Source organism: Streptomyces xantholiticus (assembly GCF_014651015.1).
Lineage (GTDB): Bacteria > Actinomycetota > Actinomycetes > Streptomycetales > Streptomycetaceae > Streptomyces > Streptomyces xantholiticus.
In genome coordinates this window covers 118,856-136,713 of record NZ_BMWB01000002.1, presented here as the reverse complement: position 1 = coordinate 136,713, position 17,858 = coordinate 118,856, and the positions used below count along the sequence as shown (strand labels likewise).

Genomic DNA, 17,858 nt, shown 5'->3' with positions numbered 1-17,858 from the left:
GGGAGGGGTGCGGGCCACGGTCGTGTCGTGGAGGTCAGCCGGCCTTTGCAGCGCACCCCGCGCAGGTGCCGAAAATCTCGACCGTGTGCGCCACGTTCACATAGCCGTGCTGCGCCGCGATCGTCTCCGCCCACTGCTCCACCGCGGGGCCCTCGACCTCGACGGCCTTGCCGCACAGCCGGCACACCAGGTGGTGATGGTGGTCGTCGGTCGAGCAGCGGCGGTACACGGACTCGCCCTCGCTGGTGCGCAGCACATCGACCTCACCGGCGTCGGCGAGGGACTGCAGCGTGCGGTAGACCGTCGTCAGGCCGACGGAATCGCCGCGGTGCTTGAGCATGTCGTGCAGTTCCTGCGCGCTGCGGAACTCGTCGACCTCGTCCAGCGCCGCCGCCACCGCGGCCCGCTGCCGGGTCGACCGGCCTCGCACCGGGGCGGTGTTTCCGCCGGTTGGCGCCGTGGTCACAGGTGCCTCCTCGCCTTGCCCGCACATACGTCGGGCCATTCTGCCAGGCTTGCGCGCGGACCCGTTCCGGGCGGGGACGGGACCTGCGGACCCGTCCCCCGCTCGACCCCGGCCGGTGACCCGCGCTCAGACCTTCACGTCGTCGCCGGGGCGCCGGGTGCCCGGCATCTCGACCGCGCACTGCGACCCGTTCGCCCCGCTCACCTCCAGTGTCCTGGCCCGCCGCCGCGCCAGGGGCGTGGCCAGCGCGGTCAGCACGACGAACACGGCGATGGCGAGCATCACAATCGTCGCGCCCGGCGGCACGTCCTGGTAGTAGGAGGTGGTGGTTCCGGCCACGGCGACCGTCACCCCGATGGCGACCGACAGCGCGTACGTCGCCTTGAACGAGCGCGAGATCTGCTGGGCCGCGGCAACCGGGACCACCATCAGGGCGCTCACCAGCAGCAGCCCGACCACCCGCATGGCAACGCTGACCGTGACCGCGGCGGTGACCGCGACGAGCAGGTTCAGCGCCCGCACCGGCAGGCCGGTGACCCGGGCGAACTCCTCGTCCTGGCTGACGGCGAACAACTGCCGGCGCAGCCCCAGCGACACCAGCACCACGAACGCGGCGAGCAGCACGATCGCGATGACGTCCTGCTCGGAGACCGTCGAGAGAGAGCCGAAGAGATACGTGGTGAGGTTGGCCGTGGATCCTGTGTCGGAGAGTTCGATCAGCAGGACACCGCCTGCCATCCCGCCGTAGAACAGCATCGCCAGCGCGATGTCGCCGCGGGTGCGGCCGTAGGTGCGGATGAGCTCCATCAGCACGGCGCCGAGGACCGAGACCAGCGTCGCCATCCAGATGGGGTTGGTCGACATCAGGAAGCCGAGACCGACACCGGTCATCGCGACATGGCCGATTCCGTCCCCCATCAGGGCCTGCCGCCGCTGCACCAGATAGATGCCGACGGCAGGGGCGGTGATGCCCACCAGCAGCGCCGCGAGCAGCGCGCGCTGCATGAACGGGGAGTCGAGCATTTCCAGGATCATGTGAGCAGTCCCGTGCGGAGCGGCTCGTCGGCCGCGTGCGGATGTACGTGGTCGTGGCCGGGCAGGGCGTGCTGGCCGACTGCCTCCGGGGGCGGCCCGTCGTGGACCACGCAGCCGTCGCGCAGCACCACGGCCCGGTCGATCAGCGGCTCCAGCGGGCCCAGCTCGTGCAGCACCAGCAGCACCGTCGTACCGGCGGCGACCTGCTCGCGCAGCGTCCCCGCCAGCACCTCCTGGCTGGCCAGGTCCACGCCCGCCATCGGCTCGTCCATGATCAGCAGCTCGGGCTCCGCGGCGAGCGCCCGTGCTATCAGCACCCGCTGGTGCTGGCCGCCGGACAGGGCGCTCACGGAGTCCTTGGCGCGCTCGCCCAGGCCGACCAGCTCGATGGCGCGCTGCACCGCAGCCCTGTCGCCACGGGAGGGCAGACCGAAGCGGGCGCGGGAGAGCCTGCCGGCGGAGACGACCTCGCGGACGGTCGCCGGCACACCGCTCGCGGCGGTGGTGCGCTGCGGTACGTAACCGACCCGCGCCCACTGCCTGAAGCGCCGCAGCTCCGTGCCGAACAGCTCGATCCGGCCGTCGGTGAGGGGCACCTGGCCGATCACAGAGCGCACGGCGGTTGACTTGCCCGAGCCGTTGGCGCCGAGCAGGGCCACGACCTCACCGCGCCCGACAGCGAGGTCGATGCCGCGCAGGACGGAGCGCGAGCCGAGAGTGGCACGGGCTCCGCGGACGGATATGACCGGCTCGCTGCTCATGGGGGGCCGCCTCTCCTGGTGGGACTGCGTCACTTCGCGCCGAGGGCCTTCTGCAGCGCGGCGAGGTTCGAGCGCATGACCTCGATGTAGTCATCGCCCTTCGACCGGTCCGTGATTCCCTCGAGCGGGTCGAGGACGTCGGTCTTCAGGCCGGTGTCCGCGGCGAGGGTCTTCGCGGTCTTGTCGCTGGCCAGGGTCTCGAAGAAGACGGTGGTGACCTTGTCCTCCTTCGCGATCGTCTGGAGCTCCTTGATACGGGCCGGGCTGGGCTCGGACTCGGGGTCGACGCCTGCGATGCCCTCCTGCTCCAGGCCGTAGCGCTCCGCGAGGTAGCCGAAGGCGGAGTGGGTGGTGATGAACGTCTTCGTGGCCGAGTTCTTCAGGCCCTTCTCGAAGTCGGTGTGCAGGGCGGTGAGCTCGGCGACCAGCGCGTCGGTGTTCTTCTTGTAGTCCGCGGCGTGGTCCGGGTCCGCCTTCTCCATCTGGGCGCCCACGCCCTTGGCGACCTCGGCGTACTTCACCGGGTCGAGCCAGATGTGCGGGTCGCCACCGGCCTCGGCCTCGTGGTCCTCGTGCCCGGCCTCTTCGTGCCCGGCTTCTTCGTGTCCGTGGTCGTGGGCGTCGGCGGTGTCGAAGTGCTCGAGCTCCGTGAGGGTGGCGGCGTCCACCTTGTACTTCACGCTTGTCTGGTCGATGGCCTTGTCGACGGCGGGCTGGACGCCCTTGAGGTAGAGGATCAGACCGGCGTCGTCGAGCTCGGCGGTCTGGCGGGGCTTGAGCTCCAGGTCGTGCGGCTCGACACCCGGCTTGGTGAGGGTGGTGACGGAGACATTGTCGCCGCCGATCTGCTCCGCGAGATACTGCATGGGGTAGAACGACGCAGCGACCTTCAGCTTGCCGTCGCCGTCCACGCTTGCGGCGTCGGAGGTGGAGCAGGCGGAGACGGCCAGGAGGCCGAGCGTGACTGCTCCGGCGGTGGCGGCGGTGGGTATGAGGCGTCGTACGTTCATGACACTCATTTTCAACAAAAACGGAAACGATTGTCAATAAACCTCCGTCCCTGCCCCCTCCTCCAATCCGATTTGATCCGGGGGGTGGAGCCGCCGGTAACCTGAGTCATTCTCCGTTCGTCGTCGTCGTAATGAAGAGAGCACCGTGGCCGCCGACAAGATCGATACGATCGTCAACCTGAGCAAGCGCCGTGGCTTTGTCTACCCCTGCAGCGAGATCTACGGCGGCCAGAAGGCCGCCTGGGACTACGGGCCGCTGGGTGTCGAGCTCAAGGAGAACATCAAGCGCCAGTGGTGGCGCTACATGGTCACCTCGCGCGAGGACGTCGTCGGCATCGACTCGTCGGTGATCCTGGCCACCGAGGTCTGGGAGGCCTCCGGTCACGTCGCCACCTTCACCGACCCGCTCACCGAGTGCACCTCCTGTCACAAGCGCTATCGGGCCGACCACCTGGAGGAGGCGTACGAGGAGAAGCACGGCAGGGTCCCGGAGAACGGCCTCGCCGACCTGAACTGCCCCAACTGCGGCAACAAGGGCACCTTCACCGAGCCCAAGCAGTTCTCCGGCCTGCTCGCCACCCACCTCGGCCCCACCCAGGATTCCGGCTCCGTCGCCTACCTCCGGCCCGAGACGGCGCAGGGCATCTTCACCAACTTCGGCCAGGTGCAGCAGACGTCGCGCAAGAAGCCGCCGTTCGGCATCGCGCAGATGGGCAAGTCCTTCCGGAACGAGATCACTCCGGGCAACTTCATCTTCCGCACCCGCGAGTTCGAGCAGATGGAGATGGAGTTCTTCGTCAAGCCCGGCGAGGACGAGCAGTGGCACGAGTACTGGATGGAGCAGCGCTGGAACTGGTACCGCGACCTGGGCCTGCGTGAGGAGAACATGCGCTGGTTCGAGCACCCGCAGGAGAAGCTTTCCCACTACTCCAAGCGCACCGCCGACATCGAGTACCGCTTCCAGTTCGGCGGCAGCGAGTGGGGCGAGCTCGAGGGCGTCGCCAACCGCACCGACTACGACCTCTCCGCGCACTCCAAGGCGTCCGGCACCGACCTGTCGTACTTCGACCAGGAGGCCGGCGAGCGCTGGACGCCGTACGTCATCGAGCCGGCGGCCGGTGTCGGCCGCGCCATGCTCGCCTTCCTCCTCGACGCGTACAACGAGGACGAGGCCCCCAATGCCAAGGGCGTCATGGAGAAGCGCACCGTGATGCGCCTCGACCCGCGCCTGGCCCCGGTGAAGGTCGCCGTCCTGCCGCTGAGCCGCAACCCGCAGCTCTCCCCGAAGGCCAAGGGCCTCGCCGCCGATCTGCGCAAGAACTGGAACATCGAGTTCGACGACGCGGGCGCCATCGGCCGCCGCTACCGCCGCCAGGACGAGATCGGCACCCCGTTCTGTGTCACCGTCGACTTCGACACCCTCGACGACAACGCGGTGACCGTGCGCGAGCGCGACACGATGAAGCAGGAGCGTGTCTCCCTCGACCAGATCCAGGGCTACCTGGGCAGCCGTCTGCTGGGCTGCTGACGCCCGGCGTCCGAAGCGTTCGAAGCCCCCGGTTCCGGGTAACGGAACCGGGGGCTTCATGCACACTCGGCCCCACGTGCACCGTAGGGCAGGCCCGGCACAGGAGGCACAGATGCCGTCCATGACCACCAGCAAGGTCCGCAGATGGGACGAGCACGGACGCGAGTACGTCGTGCAGGTCGAAAAGGCCGGGATCCAGCGGCAGTTGAGCTGCGCCACCTGCGACTGGCGCAAGAGCGCGCAGTTCCTGCCATGGCTCAAGGCCGAGGAACACCTGGCTCAGGCACACCAGGCGACCGTGGACCCTACGGCAGGCGAAGGCTGAGACCCGCCCGGACGTGCCGGCCCGGTCCCGCCGCTCGCGTGTCCGGGCTGCCGTCTCCGGGAGCCGGCCTGCGGCCCCCGGGCGCGGGCGGGTCGGCGACGGGCGACGGGCGCCCAGGGCGTCAAGTGGTGGGCCGGTCGGTCGGGCGTGCGGTGAGGCCCCGCAGGCAGAGGTCCGCGACCGCCGCGAACTCCGCGTCGATTCCCGGCTTCGACCACTCGGGCGCATAGGCCGGGTCGTGGAAGCGGGTCATCGCGTCGAACACCGCCCGGGCGGCACCCAGCGGCTCCACAGGCATGAACTGGTGCGCCTGCACGCCCTCTTCGACGATCTCGCTCAACTGCCCGACCAACTCGGCGATATGCGCCTCGACCACCGTGCTGTTCCCCCCGATCAGCACGCCGAACGTCTCGAACAGCTCAGGGTCGCCCCCCGCCTTCTGCCGCTTCGTTTCGAAGAGCGCCGACAGCCACTGACGCAGCTTCTCCGGCGCCGGCTGCTCCGCTTCGGAGGCGATCGCCGCCAGCTCGTCCACCGTCCGCCGCAGCCACCGCTCGGTGACCGCCTCCCGCAGCGCCGCCTTGGTACGGAAATGCCGGTAGACGCTGCCGTGGCTGACGCCCAGCGCCCGGGCCACGTCCACGACCGTGGCCTTCGCCGGACCGTACCGGCGCAGCACGTCCTCGGTGGCTTCGAGGATGCGCTCGGGAGTCAGTGCTTCGGGCGTCATGGCGTCTGGGCTGCCTTTCGCTGAACAGGGGGCACCGAGACGGTACCGCGCGGTTCAGTTCTCGCTGTCCAGGTGGGCCATCTGTGCTGCCGGGTAACGCTCACCGGCCGCCGCGCCGGCCGGCACGGCCTCCTCGATCGCCGCCAGGTCGGCGTCGGTCAGCCTGACCTCCAGGGCGCCCAGCGCCTCGTCCAGCCGGGTACGGGTGCGGGCTCCGATCAACGGCACGATGTCCTCGCCGCGCGAGAGCACCCATGCGACGGCGGTCTGGGCGACGCTGATTCCCTTGTCGTCGGCCACCTTTCGGAGCCGGTCGACGAGCGCCAGGTTGTGGTCGAGATTGTCGCCCTGGAAACGAGGGCTCATGCCACGGAAGTCACCGGGGCCGAGCTCGCGGTCACGGGAGAAGTGGCCGCTGATCAGGCCGCGCGACAGTACGCCGTACGCGGTGACGCCTATGCCGAGCTCTCGGACGGTGGGCAGGATCGCCTTCTCGATGGCGCGTGATATCAGCGAGTACTCGATCTGGAGGTCGGCGATCGGGGCGACGGCCGCCGCACGGCGGACGGTGTCCGCGCCCACCTCCGACAGGCCGATGTGCCGGACATGGCCCGACTCGACCAGCTCGGCGATGGCGCCGACGGTCTCCTCGATGGGGACATCGGGGTCGAGACGGGCGATCCGGTAGATGTCGATGTGGTCCGTGCCGAGCCGCTCGAGGCTGTACGCGGCGAAGTTCTTGACCGCGGCGGGCCGGCCGTCGATTCCGGTGAACCCGCCCTCGGCGGTGCGCAGCGCGCCGAACTTGACGCTGACCAGGGCCCGGTCGCGGGCGGCACCGGACGTGGTGCGCAGCGCCTCGTTGATCAGCAGCTCGTTGTGACCCATGCCGTAGAAGTCGCCCGTGTCGAGAAGGGTGACGCCCGCGTCGAGGGCGGCGTGGACGGTCGCCACGGACTCGGCGCGGTCGGCGCTGCCGTACAGAGCGGACATGCCCATGCAACCGAGACCGAGAGGGAAGACCCTCGGGCCGGTGGAGCCGAGGGCACGGAAGGCGGGCGCGATGGTCGTCATCGGGGTCTCCCAGTGTGGTTGGTCGGTGACATCGACGACTGTGGCATAACGACTGACAGATTTCAATATCTGTCAGTCGTTATTGGCTCGGAAGGGTGACGTCGGCAGGGCGCCGTCGCCCGTGGCGCGGCGGTAGCCGGAAAACCTGGTGTCGATCGCACCGCCGAAGCGGTACCGTCGCTGCCATGTCTTCGTTCTTCCAGATCTACGAGTGAGAGGGCGGCGGTCACCCGCCCCCGTCAGACGTTTCCGAAGTCACTTCTCACCCACGATGGGAGAACCCCATGGCCAAGAGCCGGAACAACCTTCTCGGCGTCGGAGGACAGCGCAAAAAGCTGTCCCGCAACGAACAGCAGTCGGGCGGCCCTGCCCGCGAGGCCGACCGCAAGGCGGCTTCCGACCAGAAGCAGGAGCTGCTGCGCAAGATGCGTGAGCGCGCTCAGGTCGCGTCGGACACGGAGCCTCGGACCGAGGACGCGGCGCCGCAGTCCGAGGGTGGGGCGGCACCGCAGGAGAGCCAGGCCTGACGGCCGATCAGCAGCACGGGCCCGGACCGCGTCACGCGGCCCGGGCCCTTTTCCGTCCAGGGCCCCTCTTACCTCCAGTGCGCGACCCCGCCCGGCCTGTCCCCGGCCGTGCCCGGCACGGGGGCGGTGGACGGGGTGGTGGATGAGGTCGTGGTCGCGGTACTCACGGCATCCACGGTCGACCGGCCCGTAGCCTGGTACCAGAGCCTTCTTGCCCTGGTGCAAGCACTACCTGGCACCGGCTCGACAGGCTCGGCACCCTGGGGGCATGGGGACGATGACGCGGGAACTCGACGCACCAGGGCGGGACGGCGTGCAAGGGCCCGACGTCGCCCGACGCCCGGACGACGTGCGGCGGCACGAGCTCGCGGCGTTCCCGCGCAGTCGCCGCGGAAGGATCACCCCCGAGCAGGTGGGCCGGCCCCGGGGTCCCCGACGGCGCACGCCGGGGCTGCGCCGGGAAGAGGTCGCGCAGCTGTCCGCCGTCGGCGTCACCTGGTACACGGGGCTGGGGCCGCCCCAGCTTGCGGACACCGCGGCTCGCCGCGCAACGTCCGCCTGACCGGCCGGAGGGACAGGGACAGCAGTCATTCCCGGCGGTGCGCGACAATGGGCGAATGACCACGCTCGCCCCCGCCTCCACGAACACGCTCCGGATCGGCCCGCACGCCGTGCAGCCGCCGGTGGTCCTTGCGCCCATGGCCGGCATCACCAACGCGCCCTTCCGCACCCTGTGCAGGGAGTTCTCGGGCGGCAAGGGTCTGTTCGTCAGCGAGATGATCACCACTCGGGCGCTGGTCGAGCGCAACGAGAAGACCATGCAGCTCATCCACTTCGACGAGACCGAGACGCCGCGCTCGATTCAGCTGTACGGGGTGGACCCGGTCACCGTCGGCAAGGCCGTACGCATGATCGTGGACGAGGACCTGGCCGATCACATCGACCTGAACTTCGGCTGCCCGGTCCCCAAGGTCACCCGCAAGGGCGGCGGCTCCGCCCTCCCGTACAAGCGGCCGCTGCTGCGCGCCATCCTGAACGAGGCCGTCGGCAACGCCGGTGACCTGCCGGTCACCATGAAGATGCGCAAAGGCATCGACGACGATCACATCACCTACCTCGACGCGGGCCGCATCGCCGTCGAGGAGGGCGTCACGGCCATCGCCCTGCACGGGCGAACGGCGGCGCAGCACTACGGGGGTACGGCGGACTGGGACGCGATCGCCCGCCTCAAGGAGCACGTCCCTCAGATCCCGGTGCTCGGCAACGGCGACATCTGGTCGGCCGACGACGCGGTGCGGATGATGCGCGAGACGGGCTGCGACGGTGTGGTCGTGGGCCGTGGTTGCCTGGGCCGGCCGTGGCTGTTCGGGGACCTGGTGGCGGCCTTCGAGGGGCGGCCGAACGACTACGCCCGGCCGACGCTGCGCGAGGTGGCGGACGTGATGCTGCGCCACGCGAGACTGCTGGGGGAGTGGATCGGGGACGAGTCGCGCGGGGTGATCGACTTCCGCAAGCACGTGGCCTGGTATCTCAAGGGCTTCGCGGTGGGCTCGGAGATGCGCAAGAAACTGGCGGTCACCTCGTCGCTGGACGAGCTCGGCGGTCAGTTGAGCGCGCTCGATCTGGACCAGTCGTGGCCGGTGGGTGCGGACGGCCCGCGCGGGCGGACGTCGGGGAACAACCGGGTGGTCCTGCCGGACGGCTGGCTGAAGGATCCGTACGACTGCGCGGGTGTCGGCGCGGAGGCCGAACTGGACACCTCGGGTGGTTGAGGGCACGACTCCTCGGGCGGAAGAGGGAGTTGCCCCGAGACGCGCTGATCAGAATGCGAGCCTCGGGACACCAGGGGCCGGGTCACCAGCGCCGTCCTTGTGCACGGCACGGCGTACGGGAGGACTCGTACCGCACGTCGTACAGCCGGGTCGCCGAAGGGCTGAAACGCTCACGGCCCGACGTCCGTCTCGTCCCCCGCTATTGCGGCTCCACGTACGGGGCACATCTCGCACCCGGCGGCGCCTGCTTTCCCGAACAGGACCGGGAAGGGCTGTACCGGCCCTTGGTGCCGACGACCCGCCGGCCGTGTGGGCCCTTCTCGATGGCGACCCGGTCGCCGAGATCGGCACGACCTCGCTCTGATCCTGCACACAAATGCGGGACGGTCGGTGGAGGCCGAGGTCCTTCCGCGGGTTGTCCTGACGGACATGAGCGAGCACCTCGGCACGGAGGACGGTTTCACGGGCGTGACCCGGTACGTGCCGGCGGAGGTGCTCGACGCGCTGGGCCGGGCGGATGGGCCCTCGCCGTCTGCCGGGAACTGCCGGCGATCGAGGAACGCCGGCTGCCCGAGAACAGCCTGGTCACGGTGAGGGCGCGGGGCAGACTGGCCGGGCTGCTCACCAGGAGCGGCGCGCACCAGGAAGCGGTGGAGCAGGCACACAGGGTGTGGGCCGTGCGGCGCCGGGTGATGGGGGAGTGCCCACCCCGCGACGCTCGAAGCCCGGCAGTGGCTGGACGACGCCTTGCCGCGCCGGGCCGCAGGGACCGCGCCCACGAGGAGTGGACGGCGGTGCGGGAGGCGGCGGCCGCCGAATGGGGTGCGGACCATGCGCTCGTGCGTGCCACGGCCGAAGCCCTGGATCGAACGGGGAGGCGCCGGCTCGAGTGCCTCCAGGCTGGCATCGGGTGCCGGTCCCAAATGGCCGCTCGTTTGAGCGCTGAAATCTGCGCCGTGCGGCAGTGTCTGGACGCAGAGCGGCAGTTGCCAGGCCGATTCACGCTCGAAGCGAGGGTGAATGACGCGGACGGTGGCAGTGGTGCAACCATGAGTGATCAGCTTCATGTCCGGATGGTGACATCTGAGCGGCGATTGGAGGGTGATCCTCGCCACCTCTGAGGTCGCGGGGGCTCATATGAGCACGGAATTGCATGTTGCACTTCTCAAAGGATGGCACTGAGTGCCAGACGATCTTGCCTTGATTGATCGACGTGTTCACTACTCAATGTGAGTGAATTTACCGATTGCGCACACGTTCCGTATCGCTTGCTTCAAGAAGTAAACATGTGCCTCTTGCTGGCGAGACCGGCGCGTCACTTTTGATCTGGTGGCGGACCAGTCGTTAAGGCCGTATGACGCGCAAGTGGACGTACCCAGACGCCTTCGATCTGGGTATGTTCCTCGCCGTCAGGGCAGCCACCGAGTCCTCGAGGAGTCGAGACCCGTGTCGGAAAACAAAGATCAGAAGTTCGTCTACGACTTCACCGAGGGCAACAAAGACCTCAAGGACCTGCTCGGCGGGAAGGGTGCCAACCTCGCCGAGATGACCAACCTCGGTCTGCCGGTCCCTCCGGGCTTCACGATCACGACCGAGGCCTGCAAGGTCTACCTCGAGAGCGGCGCCGAGCCGCCCGCCCTGCGCGACGAGGTGAGTGCGCACCTCGACGCCCTCGAGAAGACGATGGGCAAGAAGCTCGGTCAGGCCGACAACCCGCTGCTCGTATCCGTACGGTCGGGCGCCAAGTTCTCGATGCCCGGCATGATGGACACGGTCCTCAACATCGGTCTCTCCGACGAGTCGGTCGCGGGCCTCGCCCAGCAGGCCGGCGACGAGCGCTTCGCGTGGGACTCCTACCGCCGCCTCATCCAGATGTTCGGCAAGACCGTGCTGGGCGTCGACGGCGAGCTCTTCGAGGAAGCACTCGACGAGGCCAAGGCGGCCAAGAAGGTCACCGTCGACACCGACCTCGACGCCGCGGACCTCAAGAAGCTCGTCAAGCAGTTCAAGAAGATCGTCAAGACCGAGGCCGGCCGCGACTTCCCGCAGGACCCGCGTGAGCAGATGGACCTCGCGATCTGCTCGGTCTTCGAGTCCTGGAACACCGACCGCGCCAAGCTCTACCGCCGCCAGGAGCGCATCCCCGGCGACCTCGGCACGGCAGTCAACGTCTGCTCCATGGTCTTCGGCAACCTCGGCCCCGACTCCGGCACCGGCGTCGCCTTCACCCGCGACCCCGCCTCGGGCCACCAGGGCGTCTACGGCGACTACCTGCAGAACGCGCAGGGCGAGGACGTCGTCGCCGGTATCCGCAACACCGTGCCGCTGGCCGACCTCGAGTCGATCGACAAGCAGTCGTACGACCAGCTGATGCAGATCATGGAGACGCTGGAGAACCACTACAAGGATCTCTGCGACATCGAGTTCACCATCGAGCGCGGCCAGCTGTGGATGCTGCAGACCCGTGTCGGCAAGCGCACCGCCGGCGCTGCCTTCCGTATCGCCACCCAGCTCGTCGACCAGGGCCTGATCGACGAGGCCGAGGCGCTCCAGCGTGTCAACGGCGCCCAGCTCGCCCAGCTGATGTTCCCCCGCTTCGACGAGAAGGCGAAGACGGAGCTGCTCGGCCGCGGCATCGCCGCCTCCCCGGGCGCGGCCGTCGGCAAGGCGGTCTTCGACTCCTACACCGCGGTCAAGTGGTCGCGTTCCGGCGAGAAGGTCATCCTCATCCGCCGTGAGACCAACCCCGACGACCTGGACGGCATGATCGCCGCGGAGGGCATCCTGACCTCCCGCGGTGGCAAGACCTCGCACGCCGCCGTCGTCGCCCGCGGCATGGGCAAGACCTGTGTCTGCGGCGCCGAGGAGCTCGAGGTCGACACCAAGCGCCGCCGGATGACGGTGAACGGCACCCTCATCGAGGAGGGCGACGTCGTCTCCATCGACGGCTCCACCGGCAAGGTCTACAAGGGCGAGGTGCCGGTCGTGCCCTCCCCGGTCGTCGAGTACTTCGAGGGCCGCATGCACGCGGGCGCCGACGACGCCGACGAGCTCGTCCAGGCCGTCCACCGGATCATGGCCTACGCGGACCGCGTACGCCGGCTGCGCGTACGGGCCAACGCCGACAACGCGGAAGACGCGCTGCGCGCCCGCCGTTTCGGCGCCCAGGGCATCGGGCTGTGCCGCACCGAGCACATGTTCCTCGGCGAGCGCCGCGAGATGGTCGAGAAGCTGATCCTCGCGGACACCGACGACGAGCGCGAAGAGGCGCTGAAGGCGCTGCTCCCTCAGCAGAAGCAGGACTTCGTGGAGCTGTTCGAGGCGATGGACGGGCTGCCGGTGACGGTGCGTCTGCTCGACCCGCCGCTGCACGAGTTCCTCCCCGACATCACCGAGCTCTCGGTGCGCGTCGCCCTCGCCGAGGCCCGCAAGGACCACAACGAGAACGATCTGCGCCTGCTGCAGGCCGTGCACCGGCTGCACGAGCAGAACCCGATGCTGGGTCTGCGCGGTGTGCGCCTCGGGCTCGTCATCCCCGGTTTGTTCACCATGCAGGTACGGGCGATCGCCGAGGCCGCCGCGCAGCGCATCGAGGCCAAGGGCGATCCGCGCGCCGAGATCATGATCCCGCTCGTCGGCACCGTCCAGGAGCTGGAGATCGTCCGCGAGGAGGCCGAGCAGGTCATCGCCGAGGTGCAGCAGCGCACCGGCATCGAGCTGAAGCTGGCGCTCGGCACGATGATCGAGCTGCCGCGCGCCGCGCTGACCGCCGGCCAGATCGCGGAGGCCGCCGAGTTCTTCTCCTTCGGCACCAACGACCTCACCCAGACCGTGTGGGGCTTCTCCCGCGACGACGTGGAGGCCAGCTTCTTCACCGCGTACCTGGAGAAGGGCATCTTCGGGGTGTCGCCGTTCGAGACGATCGACAGGGACGGCGTGGGCTCGCTCGTCCGCAGCGCGGTGGCGGCCGGCCGGGCCACGCGGCCCGACCTCAAGCTGGGCGTGTGCGGTGAGCACGGCGGTGACCCGGAGTCCGTGCACTTCTTCCACGAGGTGGGCCTGGACTACGTCTCCTGCTCGCCGTTCCGTATCCCGGTGGCGCGGCTGGAGGCGGGCCGCGCGGCGGCCGAGTCGACCGGCAGCGACTCCCGGTAGGAACCCACAGACCCCGGAACTGTCACCGGGCCCGGGGCACGAAAACCCGGAGTCCGGTACCTCGACCCTCACCGGCGACCCGGTGGTGGTTCCGGCTCACCAGAGAAGGGGCGGGCGCCTGTGCGGGGCGCCCGCCCCTTCGGCGTGCCCGGCGTGCCTGGCGCACGGTCGCTCGGACGGGGGAGCTCGCCCGTGCCCGGCTCGCCGGCGGGCCGGCGCCAGTCTTTCACCTGGCCCACCACCGCCTGGCCCGCGGGGATCCCCCTCGGACAGGGCGGGGAACCGCGCCGGCACGGCTGCTGGGCGAGGGCGACCGTGACGGTGGGACCCATGGGATTCGAGATGTTTCTATTGAATCCAGAGTCAGTTGAATGGCGTATGAGTTGGGCTTCCGGAGGTTAACAACGGTCGAATTTTTTTCCGCTCACGCCGGCTCTGCAACGGACGGAGGGCGGCCGGCGGATCCCCACCCGCCGACCGCGCTCCATTTCCCGTGCCGGACACGGAGCCGCAACCTTCGTCACCGCCGCCGGACGCGCAAAGCCCCCCACGGTCCTCGCTGCGTCACATCGGTGAAGTAGGTTTCATGCCCGACGTCGTACAGCTTTTCGGTTGTCCCCCAGGGCCCGCGAGGCGTTTCAACTGTGGCTGAAACACCGTGGTAACAACCTGTGATTGCATGCATACTCAGTGGTGGGGGCGATGGCGGGTGCAACAGTGGGGGTTCGGTGCTTCGTATTCATTTCAACGCGGACGACCTGGCGCGAGTGAGGATGGCCGCCAGGCCGGACGCGTTATGGGAATCGATTCTCAGTTTTCACCGATTGCGCGACCGAAGGGGCGCTCTGGTCTTCGGCGAATGGCGCTCCCAAGCGCGAACGCGGTTGAAAGGTGAAACACGACTGCTCTCCGCCCTGGTGCCCCAACGCGGCTATTTCCCGGACTTTCTCACGCCCCCGGAGGGATGCGACGGCCTCGACACCGGCCTCGAGGCGCTGCGCGCCACGTCCCCCTCGCGTCTGCACTCCGAGGTCGCCCTCGCGGCCGCCCACCGCTCGCCGCTGCGCTCCCTGCCGGGCCGGCTGGTCTGCCTCGCCGAAGGCAGGGCCGAGTCGGTGGCCCGCCTCGTGGGCGCGCTGCGCGCCTACTACCGCGCGGCCATCGAGCCGTACTGGGCGCACATCCAGGGGCGCGTGGAAGCCGACCGCGCCGTGCGCGGCCGTGCGCTGCTCGACGGCGGCGCCGGTGAACTGCTCGCCTCCCTGCCGCCGGTGCTGCGCTGGCGCGCACCGGTTCTGGAGGCCGACTATCCGGTGGACCGCGAACTGCACTTGGACGGGCGCGGGTTGCTGCTCCAGCCGTCGTTCTTCTGCCGAGGGACGCCGGTCGTCTACCGCGACACGTCCCTGCCGCCGGTGCTGGTCTACCCGGTCTCGCACAGCCCCGAGCAGCCCGCGGGCGAGGGCGGGGGAGCCTCACTGGGCCGACTTGTCGGCCATACGCGCTCCGCGGTGCTCCAGGCCATCCGCGGCGGCTGTACGACGAGCGAACTGGCCCGCAGAGCAGGGGTGTCCCTGGCCTCCGCGAGCCAGCACGCAGCCGTGCTGCGCGAGGCAGGCCTGGTGGTGACCCTGCGCCACGGCAACGCGGTGCTTCACTCGCTCACCCCGCTGGGCGCCGCCCTGCTGCGCGGCGGCGCCACCCCGGAGCCCGAGCTCGCTATGCGCGGAACGGACCCGTCACTTCGTAGGTGATGCCGCCGGACGAGCTGCCGCTGGTGCCGCGCTGGCTGGAGAAGTACAGCCGCCTGCCGTCGGGCGAGAAGGCGGGACCGCAGATCTCCGACGACGACTGGCCGTTGATGCGCAGGAACGGCGCCACGACGTCGTCAGGGGTGATCACGCAGATCTCCATGTTCCCGCCGTCCTCGGCGACGAAGAGGTCGCCGGAGGCGGCCCCGGTCACGTTGTCGACACCGGTCAGCGGTGCGCCGCCGCCGACGACGAGGGAGTCGTCGTAGGCCAGTTCGTAGGTGCTGTTCAGCAGGTTCAGCTGCCACAGGCGGTTGTCGCCCTTGGTGGTGAACCAGACGGTGTCGTTGGCGTAGTGGCAGCCCTCGCCGCCGTTGAACAGCTTGGCGCCGGACACCTGGTCGCGGGTGGCGGTCGGGGAACCGTCGGGGTCCGGCACGGTCCCCCACGTGAAGGAGCCGGAGGTGGCCGTTCCGGCCTTGAGCACCTGGAGGGTGCCGGAGGACAGGTTGCCCCAGGTAGTGGGGACGAACCGGTAGAGGCAGCCGTCGGACGCGTCCTCGGTGAGGTAGATCACCTTGCGCACCGGGTCCGCCGCGGCGGCCTCGTGGTTGAAGCGTCCCATGGCGGACCGGCGTACAGCGGCGTTCACGCCCCACGGGTCCGTCTCGTAGACGTAGCCGGTGCTGACCTCCTCGCAGGAGAGCCAGGTGTTCCACGGGGTGGCGCCGCCCGCGCAGTTGCGGTTGGTGTTGGACAGAATGCGGTACGCGCCGGTGATCGTGCCGGTCGAGGAGAACTTCACGGCGCTCGCGCCGCCGGTGGAGGAGATCTCCGAGTTGGAGACGTAGATCCAGCCGCTGCCGTCCGCGAAGCAGGCGCCGCCGTCCGGAGCGTTGTGCCAGATGTACGAGGTGGAACCGACCGTCTGGCCGGACCGGGCGATCACCCGGCTGGTGAAACCGGACGGGAGCTGGATGCCGTTCGCGTCGGCCGCACCGAGCGCCCCGTACGGGCCGGGGCCGGGCTGGGCCGGGGCCGCGGACGCGGCGCCCTGCCACAGGGTGAAACCGAATGCGGCGGCGGATGTGCCGACGACCGCGCCACGCAGGAATCTACGACGTTCCACTTGTCACTCCAGGGAGGGGATGACCGCCCCGCGGTGCCGGTCGGCACTACGGGGTCGCGCGTTCGGAGAACCTAGGAGCGGTGAATTGACGCCACGGCAACGGATGGTGACTCGCAGGCGTCGACTCCAGGGAGTACCGGCGCGTTCGTTCCCGGCCGTCACAGGAGCCCCAGGAGACGGCCGAAACTTTTCGGCGCGCGAGCGATGAGTACGGACCACCGCCCCCGTCTACCCCTACGAACGCGCCGCACCGCGGAGCAACCCGACGAGAGCGTACGAGAGAGAGACGGCCATGCCCCAGATGATCTTCGTGAACCTGCCCGTGAACGACCTGGAGACCAGCAAGGCCTTCTGGAGCAAGCTCGGCTACTCCTTCAACCCGCAGTTCACCGACGAGAACGCCGCGTGCCTGGTCATCAGCGACACCATCTACGCGATGCTGCTGACCAAGCCCCGGTTCAAGGACTTCACCAAGAAGGAGATCGCGGACGCCGCCACCTCCACCGAGGTGATCCTGGCGCTGAGCGCCGAGAGCCGGGACAAGGTCGACGAGCTCGTGGACGCGGCCCTCGCCGCCGGCGGCTCGCCGGCGGGCGACCCGCAGGACTACGGCTTCATGTACGGCCGTTCCTTCCAGGACCCCGACCACCACCAGTGGGAGGTCATCTGGATGGACGAGGAGGCGGCCAAGGAGGCCATGGCGCAGGGGGAGTGACTTGGGCGGGGGCGACGGCGGCCGGCCCTGACGGACGCGTCACGACCGGCCCGCCCGCTGGTACAGCCCCGGTGTCACGCCGAAACAGCGCACGAACCACCGGTGGAAGTGGCTCTGGTCGGTGAAACCCACCGTGACGGCCGTGTCCGCCGCCGGCGTACCGGCCGCGAGCAGCCCGCGCGCCCGCCGCAGGCGCACCAGCCGCTGCCAGTCCGACGGTGACATCCCGTACTCGGCCCGGAAGGCCCGGTACAGCGCGAACCGGCTGCAGCCCGCCGCCTCGGCGAGTGCCTCGGCCGTCACCTTCTCCGCGTACGCCTCCTCCAGCAGCGCCCGGGCCTGCCGCGCCGCGAGCCGGGCCGGACGCTCGCGGCCCGGCACACGCGCCCGGGGCGGGCGCGCCGTGCAGCGCGCGACCATGGCGGTGACCGCTGCCGTCAGGCGCTCGTCGCGCACCAGCGGCTCCGCGTCGCCGACGAGTGCCGTGTGCAGCCGCAGCAGGGCCCCGCGCAGCACCGGGTCGCTCAGCGCGGGCTCCGGGAACAGCGGCATGACCGCCCGTCCGCCGGCCATGTCCGCCAGCACCTCGCGTACGACATCGGGGCCGATGTGCACGATCCGGTACTTGTACCCGAGGTCGGCCGCCGCCCGCCCGTCGTGCGGATCGTCCGGGTTGAACGCCATCACCATGCCCGCACCGCTGGTGTGCGCGCCGCCCCGGCAGCTGAAGCGCTGGGCGCCCGCCTCGGTGATCCCGAACGAGTACGCGTCATGGCTGTGCGGATGGTAGACGTGGTCGAAGAAGTGGGCGTGCATGGCCTCCAGCGGACGATCCGGGTCGCGCCAGTAGCGTGCCCATCCGTCGCCGTGCGTGCCCGGT

The 17,858-nt window shown here is 69.7% G+C and carries 15 protein-coding genes and 1 pseudogene; 8 read left to right on the top strand and 8 right to left on the bottom strand.

Annotated features, from left to right (window positions below):
* Positions 1-34: 34 nt before the first annotated feature.
* From IE198_RS04955 to IE198_RS04940, 4 genes are all read right to left on the bottom strand, one after another.
* A complete protein-coding gene (locus IE198_RS04955) occupies positions 35-466 on the bottom strand; it encodes a Fur family transcriptional regulator (RefSeq protein ID WP_189883051.1) in 432 nt (143 codons plus the stop codon).
* A 126-nt stretch (positions 467-592) separates the two neighbouring features.
* Positions 593-1,501 (bottom strand): metal ABC transporter permease, encoded by a 909-nt coding sequence (locus tag IE198_RS04950; protein ID WP_189883050.1) that lies wholly within the window; start codon positions 1,499-1,501, stop codon positions 593-595.
* The gene (locus tag IE198_RS04945) at positions 1,498-2,262 is read right to left on the bottom strand and encodes a metal ABC transporter ATP-binding protein (protein WP_189883049.1); all 765 of its coding nucleotides are present in this window, start codon (positions 2,260-2,262) and stop codon (positions 1,498-1,500) included. Before IE198_RS04945 ends, IE198_RS04950 begins: the two co-directional genes overlap by 4 nt.
* A gap of 29 nt (positions 2,263-2,291) precedes the next feature.
* Positions 2,292-3,272 (bottom strand): metal ABC transporter substrate-binding protein, encoded by a 981-nt coding sequence (locus tag IE198_RS04940; protein WP_189883048.1) that lies wholly within the window; start codon positions 3,270-3,272, stop codon positions 2,292-2,294.
* A gap of 145 nt (positions 3,273-3,417) precedes the next feature.
* Here IE198_RS04940 and IE198_RS04935 point away from each other — a divergent pair, with 145 nt between their 5' ends.
* A complete protein-coding gene (locus tag IE198_RS04935; protein WP_189883047.1) occupies positions 3,418-4,800 on the top strand; it encodes a glycine--tRNA ligase in 1,383 nt (460 codons plus the stop codon).
* A 112-nt stretch (positions 4,801-4,912) separates the two neighbouring features.
* Positions 4,913-5,125 carry a hypothetical protein gene (locus tag IE198_RS04930; protein ID WP_189883046.1) on the top strand — a complete coding sequence of 71 codons (213 nt, stop codon included), beginning with the start codon at positions 4,913-4,915 and terminating at the stop codon, positions 5,123-5,125.
* Between the two features lie 121 nt (positions 5,126-5,246).
* Here the strand turns inward: IE198_RS04930 and IE198_RS04925 are convergent, their stop codons facing one another.
* Together IE198_RS04925 and IE198_RS04920 are read right to left on the bottom strand one after the other, a co-directional pair.
* Positions 5,247-5,855, bottom strand: a complete 609-nt coding sequence (locus tag IE198_RS04925) for a TetR family transcriptional regulator (RefSeq protein WP_189883045.1) — start codon at positions 5,853-5,855, stop codon at positions 5,247-5,249.
* A 54-nt stretch (positions 5,856-5,909) separates the two neighbouring features.
* A complete protein-coding gene (locus tag IE198_RS04920; RefSeq protein WP_189883043.1) occupies positions 5,910-6,929 on the bottom strand; it encodes an aldo/keto reductase in 1,020 nt (339 codons plus the stop codon).
* Positions 6,930-7,213: 284 nt separating this feature from the next.
* Here IE198_RS04920 and IE198_RS04915 point away from each other — a divergent pair, with 284 nt between their 5' ends.
* From IE198_RS04915 to IE198_RS04895, 5 genes and pseudogenes are all read left to right on the top strand, one after another.
* On the top strand, positions 7,214-7,456 hold the full coding sequence (locus IE198_RS04915; protein ID WP_189883041.1) for a DUF6243 family protein: 243 nt from the start codon (positions 7,214-7,216) through the stop codon (positions 7,454-7,456).
* Between the two features lie 268 nt (positions 7,457-7,724).
* Positions 7,725-7,967: pseudogene (locus IE198_RS04910) on the top strand (XRE family transcriptional regulator); the annotation flags it as partial.
* A 106-nt stretch (positions 7,968-8,073) separates the two neighbouring features.
* Entirely contained in the window at positions 8,074-9,228 is a 1,155-nt protein-coding gene (gene dusB, locus IE198_RS04905) for a tRNA dihydrouridine synthase DusB (RefSeq protein WP_189883039.1), read from the top strand.
* A gap of 1,446 nt (positions 9,229-10,674) precedes the next feature.
* Positions 10,675-13,383: a pyruvate, phosphate dikinase gene (gene ppdK, locus IE198_RS04900; protein WP_189883037.1), complete on the top strand. Its 2,709-nt coding sequence runs from the start codon at positions 10,675-10,677 to the stop codon at positions 13,381-13,383.
* A gap of 728 nt (positions 13,384-14,111) precedes the next feature.
* Complete coding sequence (locus tag IE198_RS04895) at positions 14,112-15,137, top strand: ArsR/SmtB family transcription factor (RefSeq protein ID WP_189883035.1); 1,026 nt, start codon at positions 14,112-14,114, stop codon at positions 15,135-15,137.
* Here IE198_RS04895 and IE198_RS04890 read toward each other — a convergent pair.
* Positions 15,103-16,263: an alkaline phosphatase PhoX gene (locus tag IE198_RS04890; protein WP_189883033.1), complete on the bottom strand. Its 1,161-nt coding sequence runs from the start codon at positions 16,261-16,263 to the stop codon at positions 15,103-15,105. The genes IE198_RS04895 and IE198_RS04890 overlap by 35 nt on opposite strands.
* 292 nt (positions 16,264-16,555) lie before the next feature.
* Between IE198_RS04890 and IE198_RS04885 the strand changes: the two genes are divergently transcribed.
* Positions 16,556-16,978, top strand: a complete 423-nt coding sequence (locus tag IE198_RS04885) for a VOC family protein (RefSeq protein ID WP_189883031.1) — start codon at positions 16,556-16,558, stop codon at positions 16,976-16,978.
* 39 nt (positions 16,979-17,017) lie between these two features.
* On the opposite strand, the gene IE198_RS04880 is transcribed toward IE198_RS04885, so the two are convergent.
* Positions 17,018-17,794: a helix-turn-helix transcriptional regulator gene (locus IE198_RS04880; protein ID WP_189883659.1), complete on the bottom strand. Its 777-nt coding sequence runs from the start codon at positions 17,792-17,794 to the stop codon at positions 17,018-17,020.
* Positions 17,795-17,858 lie beyond the last annotated feature (64 nt).

Bases quoted from the DNA above. Each gene is read 5' to 3' on its own strand.
- IE198_RS04925 (WP_189883045.1), bottom strand. From the start codon at position 5,855: ATGACGCCCGAAGCACTGACTCCCGAGCGCATCCTCGAAGCCACCGAG.
- IE198_RS04915 (WP_189883041.1), top strand. From the start codon at position 7,214: ATGGCCAAGAGCCGGAACAACCTTCTCGGCGTCGGAGGACAGCGCAAA.
- dusB (WP_189883039.1), top strand. From the start codon at position 8,074: ATGACCACGCTCGCCCCCGCCTCCACGAACACGCTCCGGATCGGCCCG.
- IE198_RS04930 (WP_189883046.1), top strand. From the start codon at position 4,913: ATGCCGTCCATGACCACCAGCAAGGTCCGCAGATGGGACGAGCACGGA.
- IE198_RS04945 (WP_189883049.1), bottom strand. From the start codon at position 2,262: ATGAGCAGCGAGCCGGTCATATCCGTCCGCGGAGCCCGTGCCACTCTC.
- IE198_RS04880 (WP_189883659.1), bottom strand. From the start codon at position 17,794: ATGCACGCCCACTTCTTCGACCACGTCTACCATCCGCACAGCCATGAC.
- IE198_RS04885 (WP_189883031.1), top strand. From the start codon at position 16,556: ATGCCCCAGATGATCTTCGTGAACCTGCCCGTGAACGACCTGGAGACC.
- IE198_RS04920 (WP_189883043.1), bottom strand. From the start codon at position 6,929: ATGACGACCATCGCGCCCGCCTTCCGTGCCCTCGGCTCCACCGGCCCG.
- IE198_RS04940 (WP_189883048.1), bottom strand. From the start codon at position 3,272: ATGAACGTACGACGCCTCATACCCACCGCCGCCACCGCCGGAGCAGTC.
- IE198_RS04950 (WP_189883050.1), bottom strand. From the start codon at position 1,501: ATGATCCTGGAAATGCTCGACTCCCCGTTCATGCAGCGCGCGCTGCTC.